The sequence below is a fragment of the Sporosarcina ureae genome (genome assembly GCF_002109325.1).
In the GTDB taxonomy this organism is placed as follows: Bacteria; Bacillota; Bacilli; order Bacillales_A; family Planococcaceae; genus Sporosarcina; species Sporosarcina ureae_C.
The window spans coordinates 2,196,123-2,218,691 of sequence record NZ_CP015348.1; the positions used below are offsets into that span (position 1 = coordinate 2,196,123).

At 42.4% G+C, this 22,569-nt stretch carries 25 protein-coding genes; 12 read left to right on the plus strand and 13 right to left on the minus strand.

Annotation, left to right across the window (positions count from 1 at the left end; all coding sequences use genetic code 11):
• The first annotated feature begins 168 nt into the window (after positions 1-168).
• Together SporoP32a_RS10930 and SporoP32a_RS16835 are read left to right on the plus strand one after the other, a co-directional pair.
• Entirely contained in the window at positions 169-630 is a 462-nt protein-coding gene (locus SporoP32a_RS10930) for a hypothetical protein (RefSeq protein WP_085427908.1), read from the plus strand.
• A gap of 21 nt (positions 631-651) precedes the next feature.
• Positions 652-819, plus strand: a complete 168-nt coding sequence (locus SporoP32a_RS16835; RefSeq protein WP_157129966.1) for a hypothetical protein — start codon at positions 652-654, stop codon at positions 817-819.
• Between the two features lie 34 nt (positions 820-853).
• Here the strand turns inward: SporoP32a_RS16835 and SporoP32a_RS10935 are convergent, their stop codons facing one another.
• The 4 genes from SporoP32a_RS10935 to SporoP32a_RS10950 form a co-directional block, all read right to left on the minus strand.
• Positions 854-3,007, minus strand: a complete 2,154-nt coding sequence (locus tag SporoP32a_RS10935; protein WP_198166146.1) for an MMPL family transporter — start codon at positions 3,005-3,007, stop codon at positions 854-856.
• 142 nt (positions 3,008-3,149) lie between these two features.
• Positions 3,150-3,350 carry a cold-shock protein gene (locus SporoP32a_RS10940; RefSeq protein ID WP_009766462.1) on the minus strand — a complete coding sequence of 67 codons (201 nt, stop codon included), beginning with the start codon at positions 3,348-3,350 and terminating at the stop codon, positions 3,150-3,152.
• A gap of 193 nt (positions 3,351-3,543) precedes the next feature.
• Positions 3,544-4,542, minus strand: coding sequence for an inorganic phosphate transporter (locus tag SporoP32a_RS10945; RefSeq protein WP_085427910.1), 999 nt, complete (start codon positions 4,540-4,542; stop codon positions 3,544-3,546).
• Between the two features lie 13 nt (positions 4,543-4,555).
• Positions 4,556-5,176: a DUF47 domain-containing protein gene (locus tag SporoP32a_RS10950; RefSeq protein WP_085427911.1), complete on the minus strand. Its 621-nt coding sequence runs from the start codon at positions 5,174-5,176 to the stop codon at positions 4,556-4,558.
• Between the two features lie 234 nt (positions 5,177-5,410).
• Here SporoP32a_RS10950 and chrA point away from each other — a divergent pair, with 234 nt between their 5' ends.
• From chrA to SporoP32a_RS10970, 4 genes are all read left to right on the plus strand, one after another.
• Positions 5,411-6,598: a chromate efflux transporter gene (gene chrA, locus SporoP32a_RS10955; RefSeq protein WP_085427912.1), complete on the plus strand. Its 1,188-nt coding sequence runs from the start codon at positions 5,411-5,413 to the stop codon at positions 6,596-6,598.
• 39 nt (positions 6,599-6,637) lie between these two features.
• Positions 6,638-7,888: a multidrug effflux MFS transporter gene (locus tag SporoP32a_RS10960; RefSeq protein WP_085427913.1), complete on the plus strand. Its 1,251-nt coding sequence runs from the start codon at positions 6,638-6,640 to the stop codon at positions 7,886-7,888.
• 211 nt (positions 7,889-8,099) lie between these two features.
• The gene (fumC, locus tag SporoP32a_RS10965) at positions 8,100-9,485 is read left to right on the plus strand and encodes a class II fumarate hydratase (protein ID WP_085427914.1); all 1,386 of its coding nucleotides are present in this window, start codon (positions 8,100-8,102) and stop codon (positions 9,483-9,485) included.
• 84 nt (positions 9,486-9,569) lie between these two features.
• Positions 9,570-10,094, plus strand: coding sequence for a PCYCGC motif-containing (lipo)protein (locus tag SporoP32a_RS10970; protein ID WP_085427915.1), 525 nt, complete (start codon positions 9,570-9,572; stop codon positions 10,092-10,094).
• 289 nt (positions 10,095-10,383) lie between these two features.
• On the opposite strand, the gene SporoP32a_RS16840 is transcribed toward SporoP32a_RS10970, so the two are convergent.
• Positions 10,384-10,614 carry a hypothetical protein gene (locus tag SporoP32a_RS16840; RefSeq protein WP_157129967.1) on the minus strand — a complete coding sequence of 77 codons (231 nt, stop codon included), beginning with the start codon at positions 10,612-10,614 and terminating at the stop codon, positions 10,384-10,386.
• Between the two features lie 56 nt (positions 10,615-10,670).
• Here SporoP32a_RS16840 and SporoP32a_RS10975 point away from each other — a divergent pair, with 56 nt between their 5' ends.
• The 3 genes from SporoP32a_RS10975 (at position 10,671) to SporoP32a_RS10985 (ending at position 12,836) form a co-directional block, all read left to right on the plus strand.
• Positions 10,671-11,663 (plus strand): GNAT family N-acetyltransferase, encoded by a 993-nt coding sequence (locus SporoP32a_RS10975; RefSeq protein WP_232319515.1) that lies wholly within the window; start codon positions 10,671-10,673, stop codon positions 11,661-11,663.
• Entirely contained in the window at positions 11,660-12,334 is a 675-nt protein-coding gene (locus SporoP32a_RS10980) for a Dph6-related ATP pyrophosphatase (protein WP_085427916.1), read from the plus strand. Before SporoP32a_RS10975 ends, SporoP32a_RS10980 begins: the two co-directional genes overlap by 4 nt.
• A gap of 61 nt (positions 12,335-12,395) precedes the next feature.
• Positions 12,396-12,836, plus strand: coding sequence for a GNAT family N-acetyltransferase (locus tag SporoP32a_RS10985; RefSeq protein ID WP_085427917.1), 441 nt, complete (start codon positions 12,396-12,398; stop codon positions 12,834-12,836).
• A gap of 81 nt (positions 12,837-12,917) precedes the next feature.
• Here SporoP32a_RS10985 and SporoP32a_RS10990 read toward each other — a convergent pair whose 3' ends face one another.
• The 8 genes from SporoP32a_RS10990 to SporoP32a_RS11025 all read right to left on the minus strand — a co-directional run bounded on the left by SporoP32a_RS10990 (position 12,918) and on the right by SporoP32a_RS11025 (position 19,323).
• Positions 12,918-13,448, minus strand: coding sequence for a YceI family protein (locus SporoP32a_RS10990; RefSeq protein WP_085427918.1), 531 nt, complete (start codon positions 13,446-13,448; stop codon positions 12,918-12,920).
• 89 nt (positions 13,449-13,537) lie between these two features.
• The gene (locus SporoP32a_RS10995; protein ID WP_085427919.1) at positions 13,538-14,128 is read right to left on the minus strand and encodes an alpha/beta hydrolase; all 591 of its coding nucleotides are present in this window, start codon (positions 14,126-14,128) and stop codon (positions 13,538-13,540) included.
• 107 nt (positions 14,129-14,235) lie between these two features.
• A complete protein-coding gene (locus tag SporoP32a_RS11000) occupies positions 14,236-15,129 on the minus strand; it encodes a VOC family protein (RefSeq protein WP_085427920.1) in 894 nt (297 codons plus the stop codon).
• Positions 15,130-15,152: 23 nt separating this feature from the next.
• On the minus strand, positions 15,153-16,106 hold the full coding sequence (gene mhqE, locus SporoP32a_RS11005) for a ring-cleaving dioxygenase MhqE (RefSeq protein WP_085427921.1): 954 nt from the start codon (positions 16,104-16,106) through the stop codon (positions 15,153-15,155).
• A gap of 83 nt (positions 16,107-16,189) precedes the next feature.
• Positions 16,190-16,645: a MarR family winged helix-turn-helix transcriptional regulator gene (locus tag SporoP32a_RS11010; protein WP_085427922.1), complete on the minus strand. Its 456-nt coding sequence runs from the start codon at positions 16,643-16,645 to the stop codon at positions 16,190-16,192.
• Between the two features lie 207 nt (positions 16,646-16,852).
• Positions 16,853-17,536, minus strand: coding sequence for a polysaccharide deacetylase family protein (locus tag SporoP32a_RS11015; RefSeq protein WP_232319641.1), 684 nt, complete (start codon positions 17,534-17,536; stop codon positions 16,853-16,855).
• 420 nt (positions 17,537-17,956) lie between these two features.
• On the minus strand, positions 17,957-18,829 hold the full coding sequence (locus SporoP32a_RS11020) for an anti-sigma-V factor RsiV (RefSeq protein ID WP_085427924.1): 873 nt from the start codon (positions 18,827-18,829) through the stop codon (positions 17,957-17,959).
• Positions 18,826-19,323 carry an RNA polymerase sigma factor SigV gene (locus tag SporoP32a_RS11025; RefSeq protein ID WP_232319516.1) on the minus strand — a complete coding sequence of 166 codons (498 nt, stop codon included), beginning with the start codon at positions 19,321-19,323 and terminating at the stop codon, positions 18,826-18,828. Before SporoP32a_RS11025 ends, SporoP32a_RS11020 begins: the two co-directional genes overlap by 4 nt.
• Before the next feature lie 207 nt (positions 19,324-19,530).
• Here SporoP32a_RS11025 and SporoP32a_RS17450 point away from each other — a divergent pair, with 207 nt between their 5' ends.
• From SporoP32a_RS17450 to SporoP32a_RS11035, 3 genes are all read left to right on the plus strand, one after another.
• A complete protein-coding gene (locus SporoP32a_RS17450) occupies positions 19,531-20,139 on the plus strand; it encodes an amidohydrolase family protein (protein WP_335696105.1) in 609 nt (202 codons plus the stop codon).
• Positions 20,091-20,783 (plus strand): amidohydrolase family protein, encoded by a 693-nt coding sequence (locus SporoP32a_RS17455; RefSeq protein ID WP_335696106.1) that lies wholly within the window; start codon positions 20,091-20,093, stop codon positions 20,781-20,783. The genes SporoP32a_RS17450 and SporoP32a_RS17455 overlap by 49 nt, the downstream gene beginning before the upstream one ends.
• Before the next feature lie 418 nt (positions 20,784-21,201).
• Positions 21,202-22,308: a 5-methyltetrahydropteroyltriglutamate--homocysteine S-methyltransferase gene (locus SporoP32a_RS11035; RefSeq protein WP_085427926.1), complete on the plus strand. Its 1,107-nt coding sequence runs from the start codon at positions 21,202-21,204 to the stop codon at positions 22,306-22,308.
• Positions 22,309-22,569: the final 261 nt, after the last annotated feature.

Sequence of the window (22,569 nt, forward strand, 5' to 3'; positions counted from 1 at the left end):
CTAAAAAAAGAATGGAAAGTCTGGAAGGAGTGGATGGCATGTTCGGTGGTTTGAGCAGTATACCTTCCTGGTTTTATATTGTCGCATTTGCGGTCGTCATATTGTTTGTCCTGATTACGGAATGGAGAACAAGATGAGCACTGAATTTCATTAGAAAGAAGGAAAAACATGTTAACATTTGAAGAGAAACAGCAGATTATAGAAGAGTTCCCGGAGTTAGTGAAGAAAGAAGTATCGATGAAGCGCTTGAACTATCATTATGAAGAGTCTTTGTATGATAAAACAGTCGTCGTGCAGCACTTGCATCCGAATGGTAATGCATTTGTCTATGTGGCAGACGTAGAAGGCTATGAAGCGGATGACCGCGGTCTAGTGAACGTACGTGATTACTCTGCGGATGAATTCCGTGCAGTGATCCGCGCAGCGGTTGAAGGATTGGCGACTGAGGTACAAGAAGCAGATCCGATCGCAGAAACATGGCAGAATTCGAATGGCCAGATGTTGACACTTCTTGAGGAAGACGGCTTCTTTAACGTCTATCACGAAGCGAACTTGGAAGAGGGCTTTGGCGATTATGGCGAGGCGGCAAGCTATTTGAAAGAAGAAGGCTTTTCCGTCAAAACGAAATAACTGCAACAGGGGTGATATCGTATGAAGGGTAAGACAGTCGCGATTTGGCTTGTAGTGGTGTTGATTGTAGCGGTAGTGGGCGTCGTATTGATGGTTCAGGCTACGTTTAAAAATAATCCCACACAGAAAAATCATCAGTCGATGGACAATCAGTCGTATACCGAGATCGGTACATTCGGCTGGCAATAAAAACAGCCTGTCAGGAATTCCCGACAGGCTGTTTTTATTTTGCGCTATATTTCTGGCTGTTGGAACGGTATAATCCTTTGCCAAATGGCAACCACCAGTTCCACTTACCAAACAGTTTCATCAAACTAGGTACTAGCAACAGTCGGATAATTGTCGCATCAATCGCAACAGCGACCGCGATTCCTACTCCAATTTGCTTGACTGGCATTACATCTGTAAACGCGAAGGCACCTGTTAGCACGATCATGATGAGCGCGGCAGACGTGATGACTTTACTTGTCGTCGCAAGTCCTTCGACCGTAGATTTGTCATTATCGAATGACTGTGCAAACTCTTCTTGCATCCGTGAGATCAAGAATACTTCATAGTCCATACTCAAGCCGAACACGAGACTGAAGACAATGACTGGGATGATGAGCGCTACGGTACCAGGATTTAATCCGAAATGACCGTACTGGAATATATACACGAGTATACCGAACGTTGCCGATAACCCAAGAATATTCATTAGGATTGCTTTCACCGGAATGACTAATGAACGGAACGCGAACATTAGGATGAAGAATGTTGAAACGATGATAATTAATAATACGTATACGATGTGATCCGCTATTTCATCGAAGATTTCCTGATTGAAACGCGGTTCACCGCCTAGCAAGATGTTGAAGCCAGTATCTTTCTCTGACCAATCACGAATCCAGTCTTGTGCTTCATTCGAGCTACCGGCAGCACTCAACGTAACGGGGATAAGTAATCGGTTGCCACTGTCCGTGAAGTTCTTCAGCACGGGATTGAGTTGATCGTACATTTGCGGAATACGCAGCGTTTGCTCCCATTCCTTTACAGTATCTATACCACTGAGCGTAAAGACGGTCGAAACTTCTTTAACTACCGGATCATTCGTCAATTGATCTTGCAACGTAATCATATCCGCCAGACCTTCAGTCGTTTTCCAGCTACCATCCCGTTCAGCAATGAGGAACACGGTACTCTCGTCACCTAAGCCAAACGTATCTTCCATTTGTTCAAATGCTACACGTGTATCAAAGTTTTTCGGTAACGAGTCGATCTGCGGAATCGTCAATTCCATGTTCTTCACCGGAATAACCGCAATTGCGAGTAACACAAATGCTACGATCGCAATGGTTACCGGACGTTTGATAACACCGTTCGCAAACTTTCTCCAACCGTTTGCATCTTCGTTACGCTCTTTCAGCAAACGGCCCTTGTGAATACGTTCACCGAGCATCAACAAGACGGAAGGCAATAAAGTAAGTGATGAAACGACTGCCATTCCAACGACAATCATGCCGCCAAGTGCAATATTCATGAAAATATCCACCTTAATGAGCAGCATCGCACCAAGTCCAATAAACACACAAACTGCAGAGAATATAATGGAACGGCCAGCAGTACGGATCGTCATGATGATCGATTCCTCGACGCTACGTTTCCTAAGTTCTTCTCGATACCGACTAATGAACAACAACGCAAAGTCTATGGACAGAGCGAGACCGAGCATCGGCACGATATTCAGTACGAAAATAGAGAGATCTACCGTGTTGCCAAGCAAAGCTAAAATTCCGAGAGTGGAGACGACGGTGCCAATGCCGACAATTAATGGAACGAAAGAGGCAACGATTGTTCCAAATGCAAACAACAACACGACGATCGCAATCGGTAAACCGATCGCTTCCGCTGTCATCAAGTCTCGTTGGCTCGCTTGATTGACATCGTGTTCAAATGCCCCTCCACCAGTGAGTGTTACGCCAGCTTGACCCCCGATTTCGTCGCGTATATCCTCGACGACTTGCGGCATATCGTCAGGTGCCGTATCAAATTGCAACAAGGCATAGGATAAATCTTTCGTATACTGTTCTTTTTCCACAAGAGGAGATACGATATCGGACATGACACCGAGCTTTTCTAGCTGATCAAGTGATGCATCGATTTCTGCATCGGACTTTCCGTCAAATACTAAAAATAATGACTCGGCAGGCAATCCGAAGTCTTCCGAGACGATTTTCATGACGTGTTCATGCTCGCCATCTACACGGAAGCCGTCTCCTGCAAGTAGGCCGGGCAATTGGATGGCGAAATACGTCATCACCCCAAATAGCAAAATCCAAAACATGAAAATCCATTTATACGATTGGGTCACAAACTTCCCGAATCTCTGCAAGGCCATTCCTCCTCAAACGATGTGTGAAATCATGTAAATTCATTTCTATGTTTATCATAGCAACGAAGTACCAGAAGATGTTGCGAAAATATGGAAAGAAACGCACAAAAAAACCACTCCCTAAAAGGAAGTGGTTTGTATAGTTAAATTAGTTTTTAGTTACGTTAGTAGCTTGAAGTCCGCGTTGTCCTTGTTCGATCTCGAAAGACACGTCTTGACCTTCTTCAAGAGTTTTGAATCCGTCACCTTGGATAGCTGAGAAGTGTACGAATACGTCGTCGCCATCTTCACGTTCGATGAAGCCATAACCTTTTTCTGCGTTAAACCATTTTACTTTACCTTGTTCCATGTTTGTTTCCTCCTCGTGCACACTCGTGTACACATTGTATTACTATCCTTGCTCAATTTCTCAAAAACGGTCGAGATAAAATCGTAGACCAGCGTCGAACAAAAATAATTCTTCTTTATCATAACAAGAAAAGGGAGATAAAGCAAGTTGAAGGATTCCCTTACTAGATTCCCTGTTTGCCTTTTCACTTTGATTATAGGAAAAGTGTGAATATTTTATAGACGACCCCGGCCATTAAAGCGGAGATCGGCATCGTGATAATCCACGTTAAAACAATCTTTTGTGCGACTCCCCATTTCACACCTTTTAAGCGTTGCGCTGACCCGACTCCCATAATAGAAGAAGAGATGACATGCGTCGTGCTGACAGGCAAATGAAGAAGTGTGGCACCGAAAATAATGACCGCGGAGTTCAAATCGGACGCAATCCCGTGAATCGGCCGGATTTTCATAATCTTGCCGCCAACGGTTTTAATAATCTTATACCCGCCGATTGACGTCCCGATTCCCATCGCAGTCGCCGCTGCAATCCGTACCCATAACTGGATATCGTCGGTGGTCTGCAATTCTGCCGCGATCAAAGCCATCGTAATAATCCCCATTGCCTTTTGCGCGTCATTCGTACCGTGCGTGAATGATTGAATCGCAGCCGTCCCGATTTGCATGTAGCGAATACGACGGTTTGCTTTAAATAAATTACGGTTCTTTAATACCGTACGTAAGATGGTCATGACAAGAAATCCGCCGACGAGTGCAATGATAGGGGACAGTAACAGTGCTTGAATGATTTTAATGAATCCGCTGTAATTCAGAATACCAAATCCGGCTGCTGCAATTGCTGAGCCGGCAATAGATCCGATCAATGCATGCGATGAGCTAGAAGGAATTCCAAAATACCACGTGACCAAGTTCCAGATAATCGCGGAAACGAGTGCTGCCAAAATAACGAGAGAACCATTTTCTAATACGAACGGATCGACGATATCTTTTGTAATGGTTTTTGCTACACCTGTGAATGTCAGTGCACCGACAAAGTTCATCGTGGCCGCTAGCATAATCGCAGTCCGAGGTTTCAAAGCGCGTGTCGATACCGAAGTAGCGATCGCGTTGGCTGTATCGTGAAAACCATTAATGAAGTCGAATGCCAAGGCAAAGACCACGACGAGAATGGTTAGTATGAGAATCGTATCCATTGGTTAGGACCCCTTATGCGTTGCGCATGATAATGGTTTCGATATTGTTTGCCACGTCTTGACAAAAGTCTGCCGTGTCTTCCAGCAGTTCATACAGATCTTTCAATTGAATGATACGAATTGGATCTTTTTCACGAATGAACATTTGCTTAATGGAAGTCCGCAACACTTCGTCGCAAATCCGTTCATACTCTTTGATTTGCACAGCATGCGTACGCATTTCCACTAGCTTTTTCTTCGTCAGCAATTCCATCGCCAAAACGATTTCATCGGTACTTTTCATAATGTTGAGAATGAACTTCTGCATGTACTCATCTATTTCAATGAGAGAAAACATCTCGAGATTAGCAAGGAAATGCTCCATGCCATCGAGGATATCATCCATTGCAATCGCGATACTCAAAATATCTTCGCGCTCAATCGGCGTCATGAACGATGTGTTCAACTTCGTGATTAATTCATGAATCAACGTGTCACCAGCTGTTTCGTATTCCTTCATGCGAATGCTGACATCCTTTAAGTCCGAGACAGAATCGACTTTAAACTCGTTCGCATAGTGCATGGATTCTTGCACATGCTTGGCGATGTCCAATAACGCTGTAAAAAAAGGATCGGGTTTACGTGGACCTAACATCTAAATTCCTCCATCTATTGTTGACATCGATAGTTATTACATCATACAAAAACCGCGCGTAAAAAGATAGCGATCGGTGTAGAATTTCAGCAGAATTTGTTTGGATTTTCAATTAGCCCTTAGTATGCACAACTATTGTTAAGTTATCGTTAAGTTCTAATGAATTCATTGAAAATAAACTTAAACATGAGATGATCGGCAATAAAGCATTATAAAAGCCGGAAGGAGATCAAAATGAAGAATAATATAGCATCTTCCACAAAAAGACTAGTAGAATTATTTATCGTCTCTCTTAAACTAGGATTGACCTCATTTGGTGGACCAACCGCGCATTTAGGTTACTTCCATGAAGAGTATGTGCGAAAACGTAAATGGATGGATGAAAAAGGGTATGCGGATTTAGTAGCATTAGCGCAATTCCTTCCAGGTCCAGCAAGCAGTCAGGTAGGGATTGGAATCGGTGTGGCGCGTGCAGGGGTAGTCGGCGGCTTTATTTCCTTTCTAGGTTTCACGATGCCATCTGTCGTGGCGTTGATCTTATTTGCTACGCTTCTAGCGGGTTCAGATATTAGTGATGCAGGCTGGCTCCATGGATTGAAGATCGTGGCGGTGGCGATTGTCGCGCACGCGGTCCTCGGCATGGCAAAGAATTTAACGCCAGATATTAAGCGAAAAGCGATCGCATTATTAGCACTCGTTGTCACGCTCTTATGGCAAGCGGCTTTTACGCAAGTTGGAGTGATTATAGTAGCGGGTTTAGTAGGGTTATGGTTGTTCAAAGCTCAGGATTCGTCAGATGCTAGTTCCTCGAAATTCCTCGTGTCAAAGAAAACGGGAGTTATTTGTTTAACATTGTTCTTTACTTTGCTTGGCATGTTGCCGTTGCTTCGGGAACTGACAGGATCTTATTGGATCGCGTTATTCGATAGCTTTTATCGGTCGGGTGCGCTCGTATTTGGTGGGGGACATGTTGTCTTGCCTTTATTGGAACAGGAGCTGGTACCGGCTGGATGGATTGGAAATGAATCATTTTTAGCAGGTTATGGTGCGACGCAAGCGGTTCCAGGACCGTTGTTTACGTTTGCAGCCTATCTTGGAGCCGTGATGAACGGTTGGCAAGGTGGATTATTCGCAACCGTCGCGATTTTCTTGCCTGCCTTTTTATTGATCGTCGGAGCACTGCCTTTTTGGGACGTTTTGCGCAATCATCCGAAAATCAAAGGTGCGGTCATGGGTGTCAATGCTGCAGTCATTGGAATACTTCTTTCGGCGTTATATAATCCAATCTGGACGAGCTCGATTTTGCGGGCCGAAGACTTTGCATTGGCGGCCGTTTTATTCAGTATGCTGACTTTTTGGAAGATGCCTCCATGGATTGTCGTGCTAGCCGGTGCGGTAGGCGGAGCTTTATTGTCTATATAGTATAAAAGTAACCAAATACAACTACTTTTGTTATACTAAATGAATTCTATAGAAGAAGTGGGTTATGTACATATGAAAACTTCATTACAAAAAAAGATTCCTATGCCAACTGTTTGGCTCGTTATATTGCTCGGTTCGTTGTCGGCATTCGGTCCGCTGTCGATGGATATGTATTTGCCAGGATTGCCTATTGTGGCGGAGGATTTAAATGCTTCGACTTCACTTGTTCAATTAAGTCTGACGGCTTGTCTGCTGGGCTTAGGCGTAGGACAGCTCATTTTTGGACCGTTAAGTGATATTTATGGCAGACGGAAACCGCTCGTCATTACGCTTAGCGTGTACGCAATCGCTTCCGTTCTATGTGCGTTTAGTCCGAATATCTGGATTTTCGTTGCATTGCGTTTCGTTCAAGGTTTAACAGGCGCTGCTGGAATTGTAATTGCGAGAGCTTGCGCACGTGATTTATATGTAGGAAGTGAATTAACAAAATTCATGGCGATGTTGTCGATCGTCAGTGGATCAGCACCGATACTTTCTCCGATAATAGGCGGTGTTGTGCTGAATTATGCTTCGTGGCCAACGGTGTTCTTGTTACTGGGAGTCATCGGTTTGTTGATGTTTTTATCCACAGCGTTTTTCTTGCCGGACACGTTGCCGGTTGAAGCACGTTCGGAGAGTGGAATGCTGGCAGTCATCAAGACATTTAGTGGTCTACTGAGGGATAAGTGGTTCTTAAGCATCGCGTTAACGCAAGGTTTGATCATGTCAAGCCTATTCGCGTACATTGCGGGGTCTCCGTTCGTTTTACAGAATATTTATGGTATCACTGCGCAACAGTTTTCTCTGTTTTTCGCAATGAATGGTATCGGAATCATTACAGCGGCACAAGTGACGGGGCGGCTTTCGGGTAGAATTCACGAGTTGAAGTTCCTGCGCGCAGGTGTGTTGCTTTCATTCACAGCGAGTATTGTACTTTTGTTGACCGTCTGGAATGAATGGCCGCTTGCTGTAATTGCGACGGCGTTATTCTTTATGGTGTCGAGTGTTGGTTTGGTGTCGCCTGCGGCATTTTCGCTAGCGATGCAGAGTCAAGGGAAGTCAGCAGGAAGCGCGTCGGCGTTTATTGGACTGGTGCCTTTCATCGGCGGTGCAATTGTTTCGCCACTAGTAGGACTAGCGGGAGACAGCTCGGCGTGGCCGCTTAGTATTATCGTATTGACATGCAGTACCGCGGCGTTAGTGATTTATTTTGCAGTGGTTCAGAAAGCGTTTCGGATGCAAGGAGTTTGAGTGGATAAGGCTGGCAGTGTGATGGGGTAGGGGGATTGGCGCTTCGGAGGGGACGCTTTCCTAGAGGGCTCGCGGTGAGCCAACTGGAGCTTCGATCTCCTCGTACTCACCAAGTAATTCACCTCCAATCCTTTTTAATTCAAATTTGCGCGAAAATAGGGCATGATAGAGATAGAGAGTCTGATTATTACTTTGAGAGGTGGATGTAAAGATGGAATATCGTATTGAGCATGACACGTTCGGAGAAATACAAGTACCAGCAGATAAGTTATGGGGAGCGCAGACGCAGCGCAGTAAGCACAACTTTAAAATCGGCGGGGAACGCATTCCGCTTGGTGTAATCCAAGCCTTTGCCCATTTGAAAAAATCAGCAGCAATCGCAAGTCATTCATTCGGCAATCTATCCGAAGTCAAAATGAAAGCTATCAAAGCAGCAGCAGAAGAAGTCATTGAAGGCAAATGGGACGAGCACTTCCCGTTAGTCGTTTGGCAAACAGGAAGCGGTACGCAATCGAACATGAACATGAACGAAGTACTCGCTAACCGTGGAAACCAGTTGCTTGAAGAGTGGGGCGAGGAAGAACGCCTGCACCCGAATGACGATGTCAACAAATCACAGAGTTCGAATGATACGTTCCCGACAGCACTTCACGTGGCGGGTGTAATTGCGGTAGAGCGCGAAGTATTGCCGGCAATTGATAAATTAGCAGCAACACTTCAGAAAAAATCTGAAGACTTCACAGACATTATTAAAATTGGCCGTACGCACTTACAAGACGCGACGCCATTGACGTTGGGTCAGGAAATCAGCGGTTGGCACAGAATGCTTGAGAAAACGCACAGCATGCTAGAAACTAGTGTCGAGACGATGAAGGAACTCGCAATCGGCGGTACAGCGGTCGGTACAGGACTGAACGCACCAGCTGGATTCGGTGAGAAAGTTGCGGAAGAGATTTCGAAGTCAGTTGGAATCGACTTTACATCTGCACAGAATAAATTCCACGCATTGACGAGTTATGATGAAGTTGTCTACACACACGGCGCGCTAAAAGCATTGGCAGCAGACTTGATGAAAATAGCAAACGACGTACGTTGGTTAGCAAGTGGTCCACGTTCAGGTATTGGCGAAATTACGATTCCTGAAAACGAACCAGGCAGCTCGATCATGCCAGGTAAAGTGAATCCAACACAAAGTGAAGCGTTGACGATGGTTGTGGCTCAAGTTATGGGTAACGACGCGACGATCGGCTTCTCCGCAAGTCAGGGTAACTTTGAATTGAACGTCTTCAAACCAGTTATTATCTATAACTTCCTACAATCAGCGAAATTATTGGCTGACGGTATGATCAGCTTCAACGATAACTGTGCAGTTGGAATTGAACCGAACCGTGAAGAAATCGATAATAAAGTAAAGAATTCCTTGATGCTAGTTACAGCATTGAATCCACATATTGGCTATGAAAATGCGGCGAAAATTGCGAAGAAAGCTCATACAGAAGGTACTACGCTGAAAGAAGCGGCACTATCTACTGGTTTATTGACAGAAGCGCAATTTGACGAATATGTAGACCCAAGCAAGATGACGGGCAACTCATAATTGTCATGAATTTGTACGCTTGTTTTTCCCGCAAACCTTGTATACTAAAGGCATAACGTCTATACGAAGGAGTCAGGAATATACATGAAAAAGAAGTTACTTGCAGGACTGGCGGCGCTGACTTTGGCGCTTGCGGCATGCGGAAACGGCGCTACAGAAAAGCCTGCTGAAGTCGATCCGAAAGACGTGCGTGCAGAAGCAGGACATGACCACGCAGAACATTTGCCAAACGGAGACTTGCAAGAAGTGACCGCTTCAGCGGATATCTTGCCTTCATTTCTAGATGATAAGCCAGAAGATATGCGTATGGTCTATCAAGTAGCGGCCAATGCAACGGACATTTTAGAATACATGCCTTGCTATTGTGGTTGCGGAGATAGTGCCGGACACAAGAGTAATATGAATTGTTTCTTGGATGAAGTGCGCGAAGACGGCTCGGTCGTCTGGGATGATCACGGCACACGTTGCCTAGTTTGTCTGGAGATCGCAGTGAAATCCGTACAAATGAAGCAAGACGGCAAGTCGATGAAAGAAATCCGTGACGCAATTGATACAGAGTATGGTAATGGAAATTACGCGAAACCGACGGATACTCCAATGCCTGCATAATCGATAATATAGGCTGCAGATTTACTCTTTAACGGGAGTGGATCTGCAGTTTTTTTGCGTTTGATCATAGATTGTGGGTAAGCGCTCTATCGGACAGTTTAAGCGCTCATAGAATGGCTGTAACTGCTCTATAGCAAGCTGAATTCGCTCATAGTTTTGACCTAAGCGCTCTATACACGCATGTAACCGCTCATAGCCGGATATTTGAACACCCGAACACCTGATTACGCGAAACCGACGGATACTCCAATGCCTGCATAATCGATAATATAGGCTGCAGATTTACTCTTTAACGGGAGTGGATCTGCAGTTTTTTTTGCGTTTGATCATAGATTGTGGGTAAGCGCTCTATCGGACAGTTTAAGCGCTCATAGAATGGCTGTAACTGCTCTATAGCAAGCTGAATCCGCTCATAGTTCCGACCTATGCGCTCTATACACGCATGCAACCGCTCATAGCCGAATATTTGACCACCTAAATACCGGAACACCCAACCAAACACATAGGTCATTCGTTTCATTGGAAAGGTAAAAGGGTATGGTATAATTTAGTTAAATTAGGCAGGAGGGGATTCTGATGATTCATTTTGTACAGTTCGAAGAGCAGTATATACCGAAGATGGCCTTATTATTAGCAGCAAGGCATGCAGATGAACGACAACGTTTTCCGTTTTTGCAGGAACGTTTTGAACATGTCGAGCAAGCGGAAGAACGTTTACGTGAAGAATTGGAGAAACCTTATACGGGAGGGCTCGTGACGTTGCGGGATGAAGAAGTCATTGGCTATCTACTATACGAATACCGTCAAGACGTTTCACATGGACGTACGGTGTATGTAGGATATCCATCATTTGTCATTCATGAGGACGAGCATCCAAGACTAGCACGGTTGATGTACACAGAAGCTGGTGCGGAGTGGGTTCGTAATGGCTACTTCGAACATATCATGGATATACCGGTTGGTAACGATGAATTAATTCTTGAAATGCTGGAGCAGTCGTTTCATTTCGAACAGCGCTTTGCGGCGTTGTCGCTTGAACATTATCGTGCACAGCCTGGAGAGAATAGTCTCGTGAAGATGAAGGAACTAGTGGGGAACGAGCAAAAAGTATTGCATAAGATGGCGCCGTGGAATAGTTTGCATCAAGCGAAAGCGCCAGCGTGGAAACCGATTACACAAGAGGCGTTAGATGCGGAGCGCGATGTATTTGCAGCGTATGAAGGCAAGGAAGGCACGCGTAGCTGGGTTGCAGAACAAGACGGTGCGCCTGTAGCGTTTCATCTATTCACACCGGCGGACGCGCGTCATGCGATGACAACACCGGATGAGTCGGCAGTGCTGGTTCAGGCGACGACGAATATCGAGATGCGTGGCCAAGGGATCGGTAAGTCGATTGCGAACCACAGTTTCACTCAAATGAAAAACGCGGGCTATAAATATGTCATGACGGATTGGTTGACGGCGAATCATTTGGCGTCGTATTTCTGGCCTAAGCTAGGATTCCGTTCATATATGATTCGTATGGCGCGTACAGTGGATGCACGCATCTCATGGGCGGACGGACAATGACGGGCGTGAAGTTCGTCACATCATGGAGTGGCGGCAAGGATTCGGCACTTGCAACGTATCGTGCAATCCAAGAAGGAAATACGCCGGCTATGCTGTGGACGATGTTCGAGAAAGAACAGCCACATTCTAAATCTCACGCATTGCCACTGGAGATTGTTCAAGCGCAGGCGAAGCAGATGGATATCCCGCTGATGATTCGAAAAGCAGACTGGGCAGGCTATGAAGTGCAATTCATAGACGCTATGCGCGTGTCTAAAGCACATGGTATTCACAAAGCCGTATTTGGAGATATTGACTTAGAAGATCATTTGTTGTGGGTACAGTCCATGTGTGCCAAAGTGGGTATGGAAGCGTATCATCCACTTTGGGAAGAACCGAGACGTAAGCTACTCGAGGAATTCATTGCGGAAGACTTTGAAGCCTATGTAGTCGTCGTCAATACTAAAATGATGCCTGCTGAATTTCTCGGCAGACGTTTCACGATTGACTTATTGGATGAACTTGAAGCGCTCGGCATCGATAGCTGTGGGGAGTCAGGAGAATTCCATACGGTCGTCGTGGATGGGCCGATTTTCAAGGAACGTATCCCTGTGAAGATGAGCGAGACTATCGAAAAAGATGGCTATGTATTTTTGAAATGTGAGATAGAACAAGAAACTTCCACAGACTGAGAGATCATCTGTGGAAGTTTCTTGTTTCCGGAATAAAAGTAGAAAAAGGAGTGGACGTTTGATGAAAACGAAGAGAATCCGTACACAAGAAGACCTTCAAAAGTCTTTTGACATACGAAAAGCGGTATTTGTCCAAGAACAACAGGTTCCAGAAGAGGATGAGTTTGATGAATTTGATGTGCTGAATGAAGTATGTGAACATATTTTAGTAGAACATGAAGGACAAGCGCTCGCATCAGGCAGATTAAGAGTTGTAGATGGGATCGGGAAGTTAGAACGCATTTGTGTGCTAGCCACTCATCGAAGTCTTGGCGTTGGAAAGGTAATTGTTCTAGGCTTGGAAGAAATCGCAAATGACAAGGGGATTGAGCGGTTGAAGTTGCATGGACAAACGCATGCAGAGGAGTTTTATCGTAAACTTGGATACGAGACTACGTCTGATATATTCATGGAAGATGGTATACCGCATATTGTGATGGAGAAAGTTCGCTCTATAGTTTGAGGTAGGATTTGTTTTGTACAAAAAAGCCCCTACTAGTAGAAGATAAAATCTACTAGTAGGGGCATTCGTCGCATGATTAGCTTATTTACGTAATTGAATTTCGATATTGATCTTTACTTCATCACTTACGACCACGCCGCCAGTTTCTAGTGCAGCGTTCCATGTTAAACCGAATTCTTTACGGTTAATCGTTGTTTTACCTGTAAATCCAGCAGCTTCGTCTCCACTCATCGGATCTTTAGCCATACCTTCATACTTTACATTGAACGTGACAGGCTTTGTTGTATCTCTAATCGTGAAGTCGCCAGTTAAGTCGTACGTATCTTTAGAAGTCTTCTCAATTTTTGTTGCTTTGAATGATAATTTCGGGTAATTTTCTACATCGAAAAAGTCAGCTGAACGTAGATGGTTGTCTCGATCGGGTTTACGTGTATCAATACTGTTCGCATCAATTGTGAAATCGATAGACGCTCCTGTTAAATCTTCTGGATCCGCTTCGATGTTTCCTTGGAATTCGTTAAATGTTCCTTTTACGTTTGAAATCATCATATGTCTTACGGAAAATTCTACTGTGCTGTGTGCAGTGTCAACGTTCCATTTTGCTTTTGTCATATAAATCTCCTCCAATAATGTGTGTTTTTATTTTAAAATCCATTAACTCCATTTAACAAACCAGCAAAAACCAAACATTTAGATAGTATTTACTTCAACCAGTTTTTCGCTTTCTGCGCGACTTCCTGCGTCAAGCTATGACCATGAACCCAAGCAGTTGTCATATCTGCACCTCTTTCTTTAAAGAGACTGATCACGCGCTTGCTTTCGGATTCAGGTACAATTGGATCGCCTTCGCCTAGTGAAAGGAATATTTTCACATCGCTGAAATCTTGTTTTTTTTCTATATCTGCAGGATACAGTGGTGCGAATAAGGCTGCTTTTTTGAATGTTTCTGGTTGCTTGAGCATCATTTGAATCGCAATATTCGAACCGTTTGAGAACCCGACTAGCACGATATCTTCCATTTTGAAATCATACTCTTTTGCTTTTTCTTCAATGAACTCATACAGTTCATTGCCGCGGAACTCAAGATCTTCCCAGTCGTACTGCCCTTCACCGTGGCGTTTAAAGAATCTATTCATGCCATTTTCCTGTACATTGCCTCTGATGCCTAAAACGTTGTATTCGGGATTGAGTAGTTCGGCAAGAGATACTAAGTCCGTTTCTGTACCGCCTGTGCCGTGGAGCAATACAAATACCGGTGCGCCTTTTTTCTTTTCATTGTAAATATATTTCACTGTTCTACAACTCCTCTCAATAGATATCAAGCCGTTCTACTGTAAATGACTTGCCTATTTCCCGCTAATCATTACTGGCAAGTCTGCTTATAGTATTTTTTCCTATACTATATTTCCAATTTCGGAAGCAGAGTTTCGTATTCTTGCCTTTTATGTTCGTATTGCTCCGGTAATTTCAGCATCGTGCCTAGCGATTTCATGTCTTCATCAATATCAAATCCAGGACCGTCTGTTGCGAACTCGAATACGATCTTTCCTTTTTCCTTGGTATAGATGGAGTTGAAGTAATTTCTGTCCTTTACTACAGTGACCCCGAATTCTTCATCTTGTAGTACGGACTGCCATTCTTTCAATGCATCCTTATGCGGCACCGACCACGCGATGTGGTGGACAGTTCCGATGCCGAATCTTCCAGCAGGTTGCGGAGGAATGGTCGTAATAATATGGTGTTTTTCCTTGCCAACTGTTTCAAAGTGTTGATTCTGATCATCTATAGTTAGCTCATGTAATCCCATGAGGCCGGTTAGAAGATCTTTTGTGCCTTCAGGATTTCCGGACAATAAAACCGCGCCGTGGAAATCAACAATATCATAATGATCTGCAGCAATTTCACCTTCGACCATTGCGAGCTCGAGTCCATGAATATCATCGAACTCGAGTGTGTCTTTACCGAAAAGCTGTGTCATTTCAATGGAGATATGTTGAGCAGTTAAATGCTCTTTCCAATAGTCCATGCTGCCTTTAGGTATTCTAAAAGCAATTCGTCCGACCTGACCGCTACCTTTTCTACCTTGATTAGTATTTGTCCAAGGGAAGAATGTAATGACCGTACCAGGAGCAACATTATGATCTCCGAAGTACAAGTGATAGACGCTTGGATCTTCAAAGTTTACCGTTTGCTTTATGAGACGGAGTCCCAAAACATCCCTGTAAAACTTCAAGTTTTCATTAGGATCTCCTACAATCGCTGTAATATGGTGGATCTTTTTAATTGCTTCCATTTACAAAACTCCTTTTAAAACTGTTATGAACGTGTTGTATCGAATGGGCGAATCTGTGATTCAATATATTCACGCTTAGGCTCAAGGAACGGTGGAAGGGATAGGTTTTCACCTAATGTTTCATATAGTTCATCTGTCATGAAGCCTGGTCCATCTGTTGATAGCTCGATCAGAATATGACCGACGCGTGTGTAAAGCGCTTCAAAGTAAAAGCGGTCTACATGACCGGAATGTTGCATACCCATTTCGTCATATTTAGCTTCCCAGTTTTTAATCGCTTCATGGTCTTTCACTCTGAACGATACGTGGTGAACTTGTCCATATCCTTGACGACTTGGTGTTGTATCATCATTTCGTAAAATGACCTGTCCGCCGTTGCCGCCTTCACCTACATCAAACAGCGTGACATTTTCTTCTTCAAGAATTGGTTTCATACCGTATACTTCCGTCAGCATTTTCTTGAAATCTTCAAAGTAGCTAACTGTGATTTCAATTGGCCCTAAACCATAAATCGCGTGCTCTTCAGGTACGGGTCCATTTTTCCAAGGCTTGCCGGGTGCTACGCCTTCATTATTCTCATCAGAGAACAGTTGATATTTCTGTCCGTCTACTTCTTGGAAAGGTAGTACTTTTTTGCCGAATAGCTCTTGAATACCGTCGTTATCTATACCAAACTCTTTGAAACGCTCTAGATAAAATTCAAGTGCTGCGTCATTAGGTACTCGTAGTCCCGTTCTAGAAATCGAGTTCGTTCCCGGTGTTCCTTTCGGGTTGTTCGGGAAGTCGAAGAACGTCATGTCAGTCCCTGGCGAACCGACATCATCCGCGAAAAATGTATGATACGTGTGGATGTCATCTTGGTTTACCGTTTTCTTAACTAATCGCATGCCTAGCACGTTTGTGAAAAAGTCATAGTTTCTCATTGCGTTATCTGTCATTGCGGTAACGTGATGAATACCTAGTAATTCGTTTGTCATGTTATAAAACCCCTTTTTAAATTATGTTTAGTTGATATATTATTAATTCGAGATGTTAGTTGTGAAAAAAACTAGATTTACCATTACATATTTTGTGCATGTAAACCTAACTTTTTTAACTGTGTAATTAGTTGTTCTTTTTCTTGTATATCTAGTCCACTAAATATTTCTTTGATCGCCTTTTTGTGAGGAGGGAAGATTTCGTTCATCAGCTCCATCCCATCCGTTGTAATGGACGCATGTGTGACACGTCGATCTTTTGGACAAGGCTTTCTTTTGATTAAGTTTTTCTTTTCTAGTTTATCTACAACGTAGGTGATACTACTACTAGCAATCAATACTTGCTCACCGATTTTTTGTATCGGTTGATCACCCTTACTATAGACTAATTCTAAAACGGCAAACTCTGTTGGATTTAATCCGGAGCGTTTTATATCTTCTTCCACACGCACCTTAATGGATTGCAATGCTCGAGTTAAAACAATGAATGCCTTTAGAGACAAATCTTCTTCATAAACTTCTTTATTTTGATTGTCCATGACGCTCTCCTTTTATCTCGAATTCAAGGTAATCATATAATATTCACTTTATGATGTCAACCCATACGTTTGTACAAGATCTCTACTACGTAAAAAGTTTGCATCATTTCAAATGGAAAAGGTGTAAACGAAAGGGGAGGCTAACGGTACGTAGTGAATAGCCTCCACACACTATCATCTATTAGTAGATTCTAATACATCGTGGTGTTAAAGCGCAGCATCGTTTTGGAAGTTCATGACAAAGTGAGACGCGTCATTGTACACTCCGAAAACGTATCCTTGGTCTTTGAAAAAGTTCAAAACTCCAGGAAGTGCTTCTAAAGTTTGTGATTTTTCGTGCATCAATACAATTTCTTTATCAGAAGTAGTGTCTTGTTTGATGTTTTGTATTATTTGAGAGGGATTGCCGGGAAGTTCCCAATCATGCGAATCGATCGTCCAATCCCAAATTTTAATATGTGCCTCAGCTAGTTGTTTTCGTATTTGTCCGCCGTTCAATCCAGGCGCTGATCCATAAGGAGGGCGAACTAGACTAGGAGTAGTTCCTGTAATTTTATGAATTAGATCTAGTGTTTCAATCATTTCGGGTACAAACTGTTGATTCGTATAAAGTGCTTGATAATTGTGAGTCATACTGTGGCCGCCTATATAATGACCTTCTTGTGTTGCACGTTTTACGCTTTCCTGAAGATGTTCTTTCTTCAAGTTACTGCCTTGCATGAAGAATGTAGCTTTGGCACCATGTGCATCCAAAACATCTAAAAATTGCTCAGTCCATTTGCTTGGACCGTCATCAAATGTTAAATACACTACTTTTTCTGTTTTTTCCTCTTCTACAGGCGGCTCCGTGTTTTCTTCAGCTGGCGTTTGCGTTGGTCCTTCAGAAGATATCTCTGTTTCTTCTTCGGTAGGTGTTTCTGTTTCATCGGATTCTATTGTAGGGAATATTTCAGGTTCAGGACTAGATTCTTCTGGCGGTGTAATAGGTTCTGGCTGATCATTTGATGGTGGTGTTTCGGTTGGTGCTGGTTTGGTTACAGGTTGATCCGGTGTACTAGGTACTTCACGGAAAGAGTATGACGTCCCAACAAAAAGAACAGTACCCGATAGAACGAGAAGAAAAATCAGAAGCAGAAAATATCTTTTCTTCAGCTTTCTTCTTTTCTTTCCGACTTGTTGATGCAACGTATTCATGAAATTTACATCTCCTATCATTATGTGTTCAATTGACTATCTTATGTATGTATATAAATTCCTTTGCTTATAGGAAGAACAGCAGACGAAATCCATCATCTGCTGCTGTTAAATAACTTACTGAATATACGCGTCCCCAACTAGGGCATCCTGTAAAATATGTGAAGGGATTTCAAATGTGACGACTCCCATATAACCTGGTGCTACTTCGTACTGATCGAAAGAAATGACGAGTGTATGATCCGCAGTAATATAGAAGTCTTGATTTGCTTCGATTGAACTGAATTCAACGTCCGCTCCTTCAATAGCTAAATACGCAGTGTTCTCATATTCTTCCATTTGTCGCTTCATCTCTTGTTTAATATACGTATTGATGATCCCGACATAGGAATCGTCTTTAAAGAGACTTGGTAATGTAAGAAGGATATTATGTCGTTTATCAATCGTATCGTATTGCATTTCAGTGGAAGAGGATCCAGCCGTAGTCGTTTCATAACGCGCAATGGATAGGATTTGTTCTGTATCCGTTTTTACTTCATAACCTGAATCCATGCCTAAATGTCCGCTACCCGCCTCTTCCAGTCTGGCGATCTCTTCCTCAAATTTCGTAAAGAGCGCTCTGTTTTCTTCGATATACTTTTCATTTAGGGCAATTTGTAATCCTTCGTTTTCTAAACCATCGATGGCCGGCGTTTCCATGTTTGCTTGATACGTTTCCTTTTCCATTGTTAAGGTTTCTATCGTGAAAACTTGCACGATCGAACCAAGAACCGGGATGTTCACTAGCGAATTGGCGAAAGTTGGACTAGCATTAATACCACCAACGAATAAAGCCGCCGCCGCAGCTACACTGAGTGACCAATTTCTCAGTGGAGAAGGCTTCTTTTTTGAAAGTTTAGCTCTTTGAATTGAATCTTTCACTAAATTATCTAATTCGGGAGGAATTTCAATATCGTCATATTCTTTCTTCATTTTGTTCATCCGTTTCATTCCAAATCCCCCTTTTCAATTTCTATCCGCAGTTTTTTTAAAGTTCGGTAAAGCCTGGTTTTCACGGTATTACTGTTTTCATCTAAAATGGCTGCTACTTCGTCAATCTTCAAGTCTTCAAAGAAGCGTAAAATAATCAACGACTTTTCGTCTGGAGAAAGAGTCTCTAGCGCATCTAATAAATCTATATCAGTTGGTTCATCTTCAGCTTTTGGTAAATAGCCATCTAGAACTTCGTCATCCATCACCATCATCCGTTGATGTTTACGAATGAAATCGATGGATGTATTCACGAGTATTCGATAAAACCATGTCTTTAAGTACTTAATTTCCTCGAGGCGATGAATATATTTTAACGCTTTGAAAATCGAATCTTGCACAATATCCAACGCATTTTCTTTGTTTTTCACATAGCTATAGGCGAGCCGATAATGAGCATTTTGGTTTTCAATTAAAAATTGCTCCACCTGCTCCATTTTTTTATTTTTTGTCATGACAAAAGGTTCACCTTCTTCAATTTTAAACATGTCGCGATCACGTCTTACTCTTTTGACGGACAGCTTCTGCAAAAAGTTTGGATTTTATTTTAAAAATAGACAAGAATAAGCTGATCACATGCTGTTGAGAGCAAGAATTATTTTTCTTGTTTCGTAACTGCTATACTCATGACTATACCAACGGATAAAGGAGCAATGTATTTTATGAAGAAATATATAAATGCGAATATATACGGTGACCCAGATTCCCATGAGTTTTTAGTGAAAGATGGTCAGTTTACCGCAATAGGTAATGATCTAGATAACGCAGATGAAGTAATTGATCTGCAAGGACGTTTAGTATTGCCACCTTATGTGGACCCTCATTTACATTTGGATTATATCTTTTCGGGACTAGGCGAAGGAAATGCAAATGTATCCGGAACATTATTTGAAGGCATTCAGCGTTGGAGTGATAATAAGAAATCATTGACTGAAGAAATGGTGCGTGAACGTGCGATAAAAGGAATTCAAAAAGAAGTGAGTAAAGGAGTTCAATTCATTCGTACACATGTAGACATTACAGATCCAAATTTAACGGGAATGAAAGCATTAGTTACACTGCGCGAAGAATTGAAAGACCTCGTTACATTACAACTCGTAGCTTTTCCTCAAGAAGGATTTTTTAGATATGAAGGGGCAGAGCGTTTAATGCAAGAAGCGCTTGAAATGGGTGCGGACGTAGTAGGGGGATTCCTCACTTTGAAATTTCGTATGAGCATGGCGTGGAGTCATTGCGACGTATTGTCGACATGGCCATCAAGCATAATGTGATGATTGATATTCACTGTGATGAAAACGATGACCCAAATAGCCGGTTCTTGGAAGTGTTAAACGCGCTCGTTATGGAAAAAGACTACGGTAAGTATACAACGGCTAGTCATACATGTAGCTTCGGTTCAGTCGATAATAGCTATGCCAATAAAATGTTAGGTCTTTTTAAAGAATCACAAATTAATTTTATTTCTTGTCCAACTGAAAACGCCCATTTACAAGGACGCGGCGATAGCTATCCTAAACGTCGTGGCTTAACTCGAGTCAAAGAGCTATTGAATAACGGAAACAATGTGGCGTTTGCGCAAGATTCCATAGCGGATTACTGGTATCCGTTAGGCAATGGGAATATGATGAATATTTTAGACAATGGGATTCACTTAGCGCATTACACACATATTGACGAGATCAATAAGGCATTGGATTTGATCACGTATTACGGTGCAAACATTATGAGAGTAAATGATGCGTATGGTATTGAAGTAGGGAAGCCTGCCAACTTTATCGTGTTGGATGCACAGGATCCGTATGAGGCTATTCGTGAGCGAGCAGAAGTGCTGATGTCTGTGAGAAATGGTGGCTATCTCTTTAAGCGTGAACCGCGGAAAAATGAAGTAGAAGTAGATTTTTTAAAGCAATCGTGAAATTCTATGACCATTCTTAAAAGTCCTCCTCAACATGCGTTGAGGAGGACTTTTATGTGATTTGAAATTTTGATATTGGAGATGTGTGAATAAACTATGTTACACAATGGCCCGGATTGAGACGTAGTAATTCTTACACCATAACTCCACCTTAGTTTTATTATTTTATGTACTTTATATTATCCATTAAACCCCAAACGACAGAATCCTTACTCAAATTAAAAGAGGTACTACATACGAACACTTGATTATATTCAGAATGGTTGGATTAATCTTGCAAGTTAATGCAGATAATGCTACATTGATGGTGTCGTTCTCTACCTGACTTGCAAATGTCGAGTAGATTTGTAAGTGTAAAATCTAAGTGGATGAAATACTACTATAGAAAAAGTTTATTTTATTAGGGGGACAATGAATAATGATACAAATCGGTAAACATGATCATGTTGGAAGTTTTTTAAGAACAGATGCCATTAAAGATGCGAGAAAATCCTACATACATGATGAATTGACGGCACAGGAACTGCGGCAAGTTGAAGATGTAGAAATTGAAAAATTAGTAAAGAAACAAATTGATTTAGGAATAAAGGCCATTACAGACGGTGAGTTTAGACGTTCTTGGTTTATGCATGACTTTTTCTGGGGCTTAGAAGGCGTTTCATTTGAAGCGGTTGAAAAAGGTTATGATTTTGTCGGACAAACAACTAGGGCGGAATCCTTTAAAGTAACAGGTGAAATTTCATTTGGAAATCATGAAATGGTAAATGATTTAAAATTTCTAGCTGACTTAGTTGAAGAGTATGGGGATGGATCGCAATTTGCAAAGTATACGATTCCCGCACCAACCATGTTTTTCCAACGAGTCCTTACAGAAAAGGAAAAAGAAATCTATCCAACTATCGAAGATTTAGCAGCTGACATAATTAAAGTATACCAAGATGCGATCCAGGCTTTCTACGATGCCGGTTGTAGATATTTACAGTTTGATGAGTGTATCTTATCCGCATTAGATGACCCAAAACTAGCAAACATTATGGAGAATTTCACAGGATTAAAATTAACAGACACAACAGATTTATTCGTTAGGGTGATTAAGGAGTCATTAAAGAATAAACCAGAAGATATGATTGTGGCGACACATATGTGTAAGGGAAACTATAAGTCTGCTTATTTATATACAAGTGGTTATGAAACTGTTTCTAAGTATTTCGATGAGCTTGGTTATGATGTGTACTTATTGGAATATGATGATGAACGTTCAGGCGGTTTTGAACCATTAGCGAACATCAAAAATGAGGGTACACAAGTAGTATTAGGGGTCGTGACTTCGAAAACTCCAGAATTAGAAGATGCAAATGCGATGAAAGAAAAAGTGAAAGCAGCTTCGGAGCATTTCCCATTGGAACGTTTATTAATATCACCGCAATGTGGATTTGCAAGTACCGAAGAAGGAAACAGTCTATCAGAAGAAGAGCAGTGGGGGAAAATGGAACATATTATTAAGCTGTCGAAAGAAATCTGGTAATATGTAAGAAATTTCAAATCTACGTCAAAACACACACACTTTTTACTTCTATGTGAAAAGGGTGTGTGTTTATTTTAGATTTTAAATAAAATTTGATCATGCTACCATTGATGATAAAAATTGCATCGATAGGTCGGACAGTGGTTTGGACCTGTTGATCTCTGTTGCAGCTGGACGCGTGTTCTATGGGCGGGTGGTGAACCACACTTCTCGCTACGCTCGCTAGGTGTTTCACCTGTCAAAGCAAAGATGTGCTCCTTC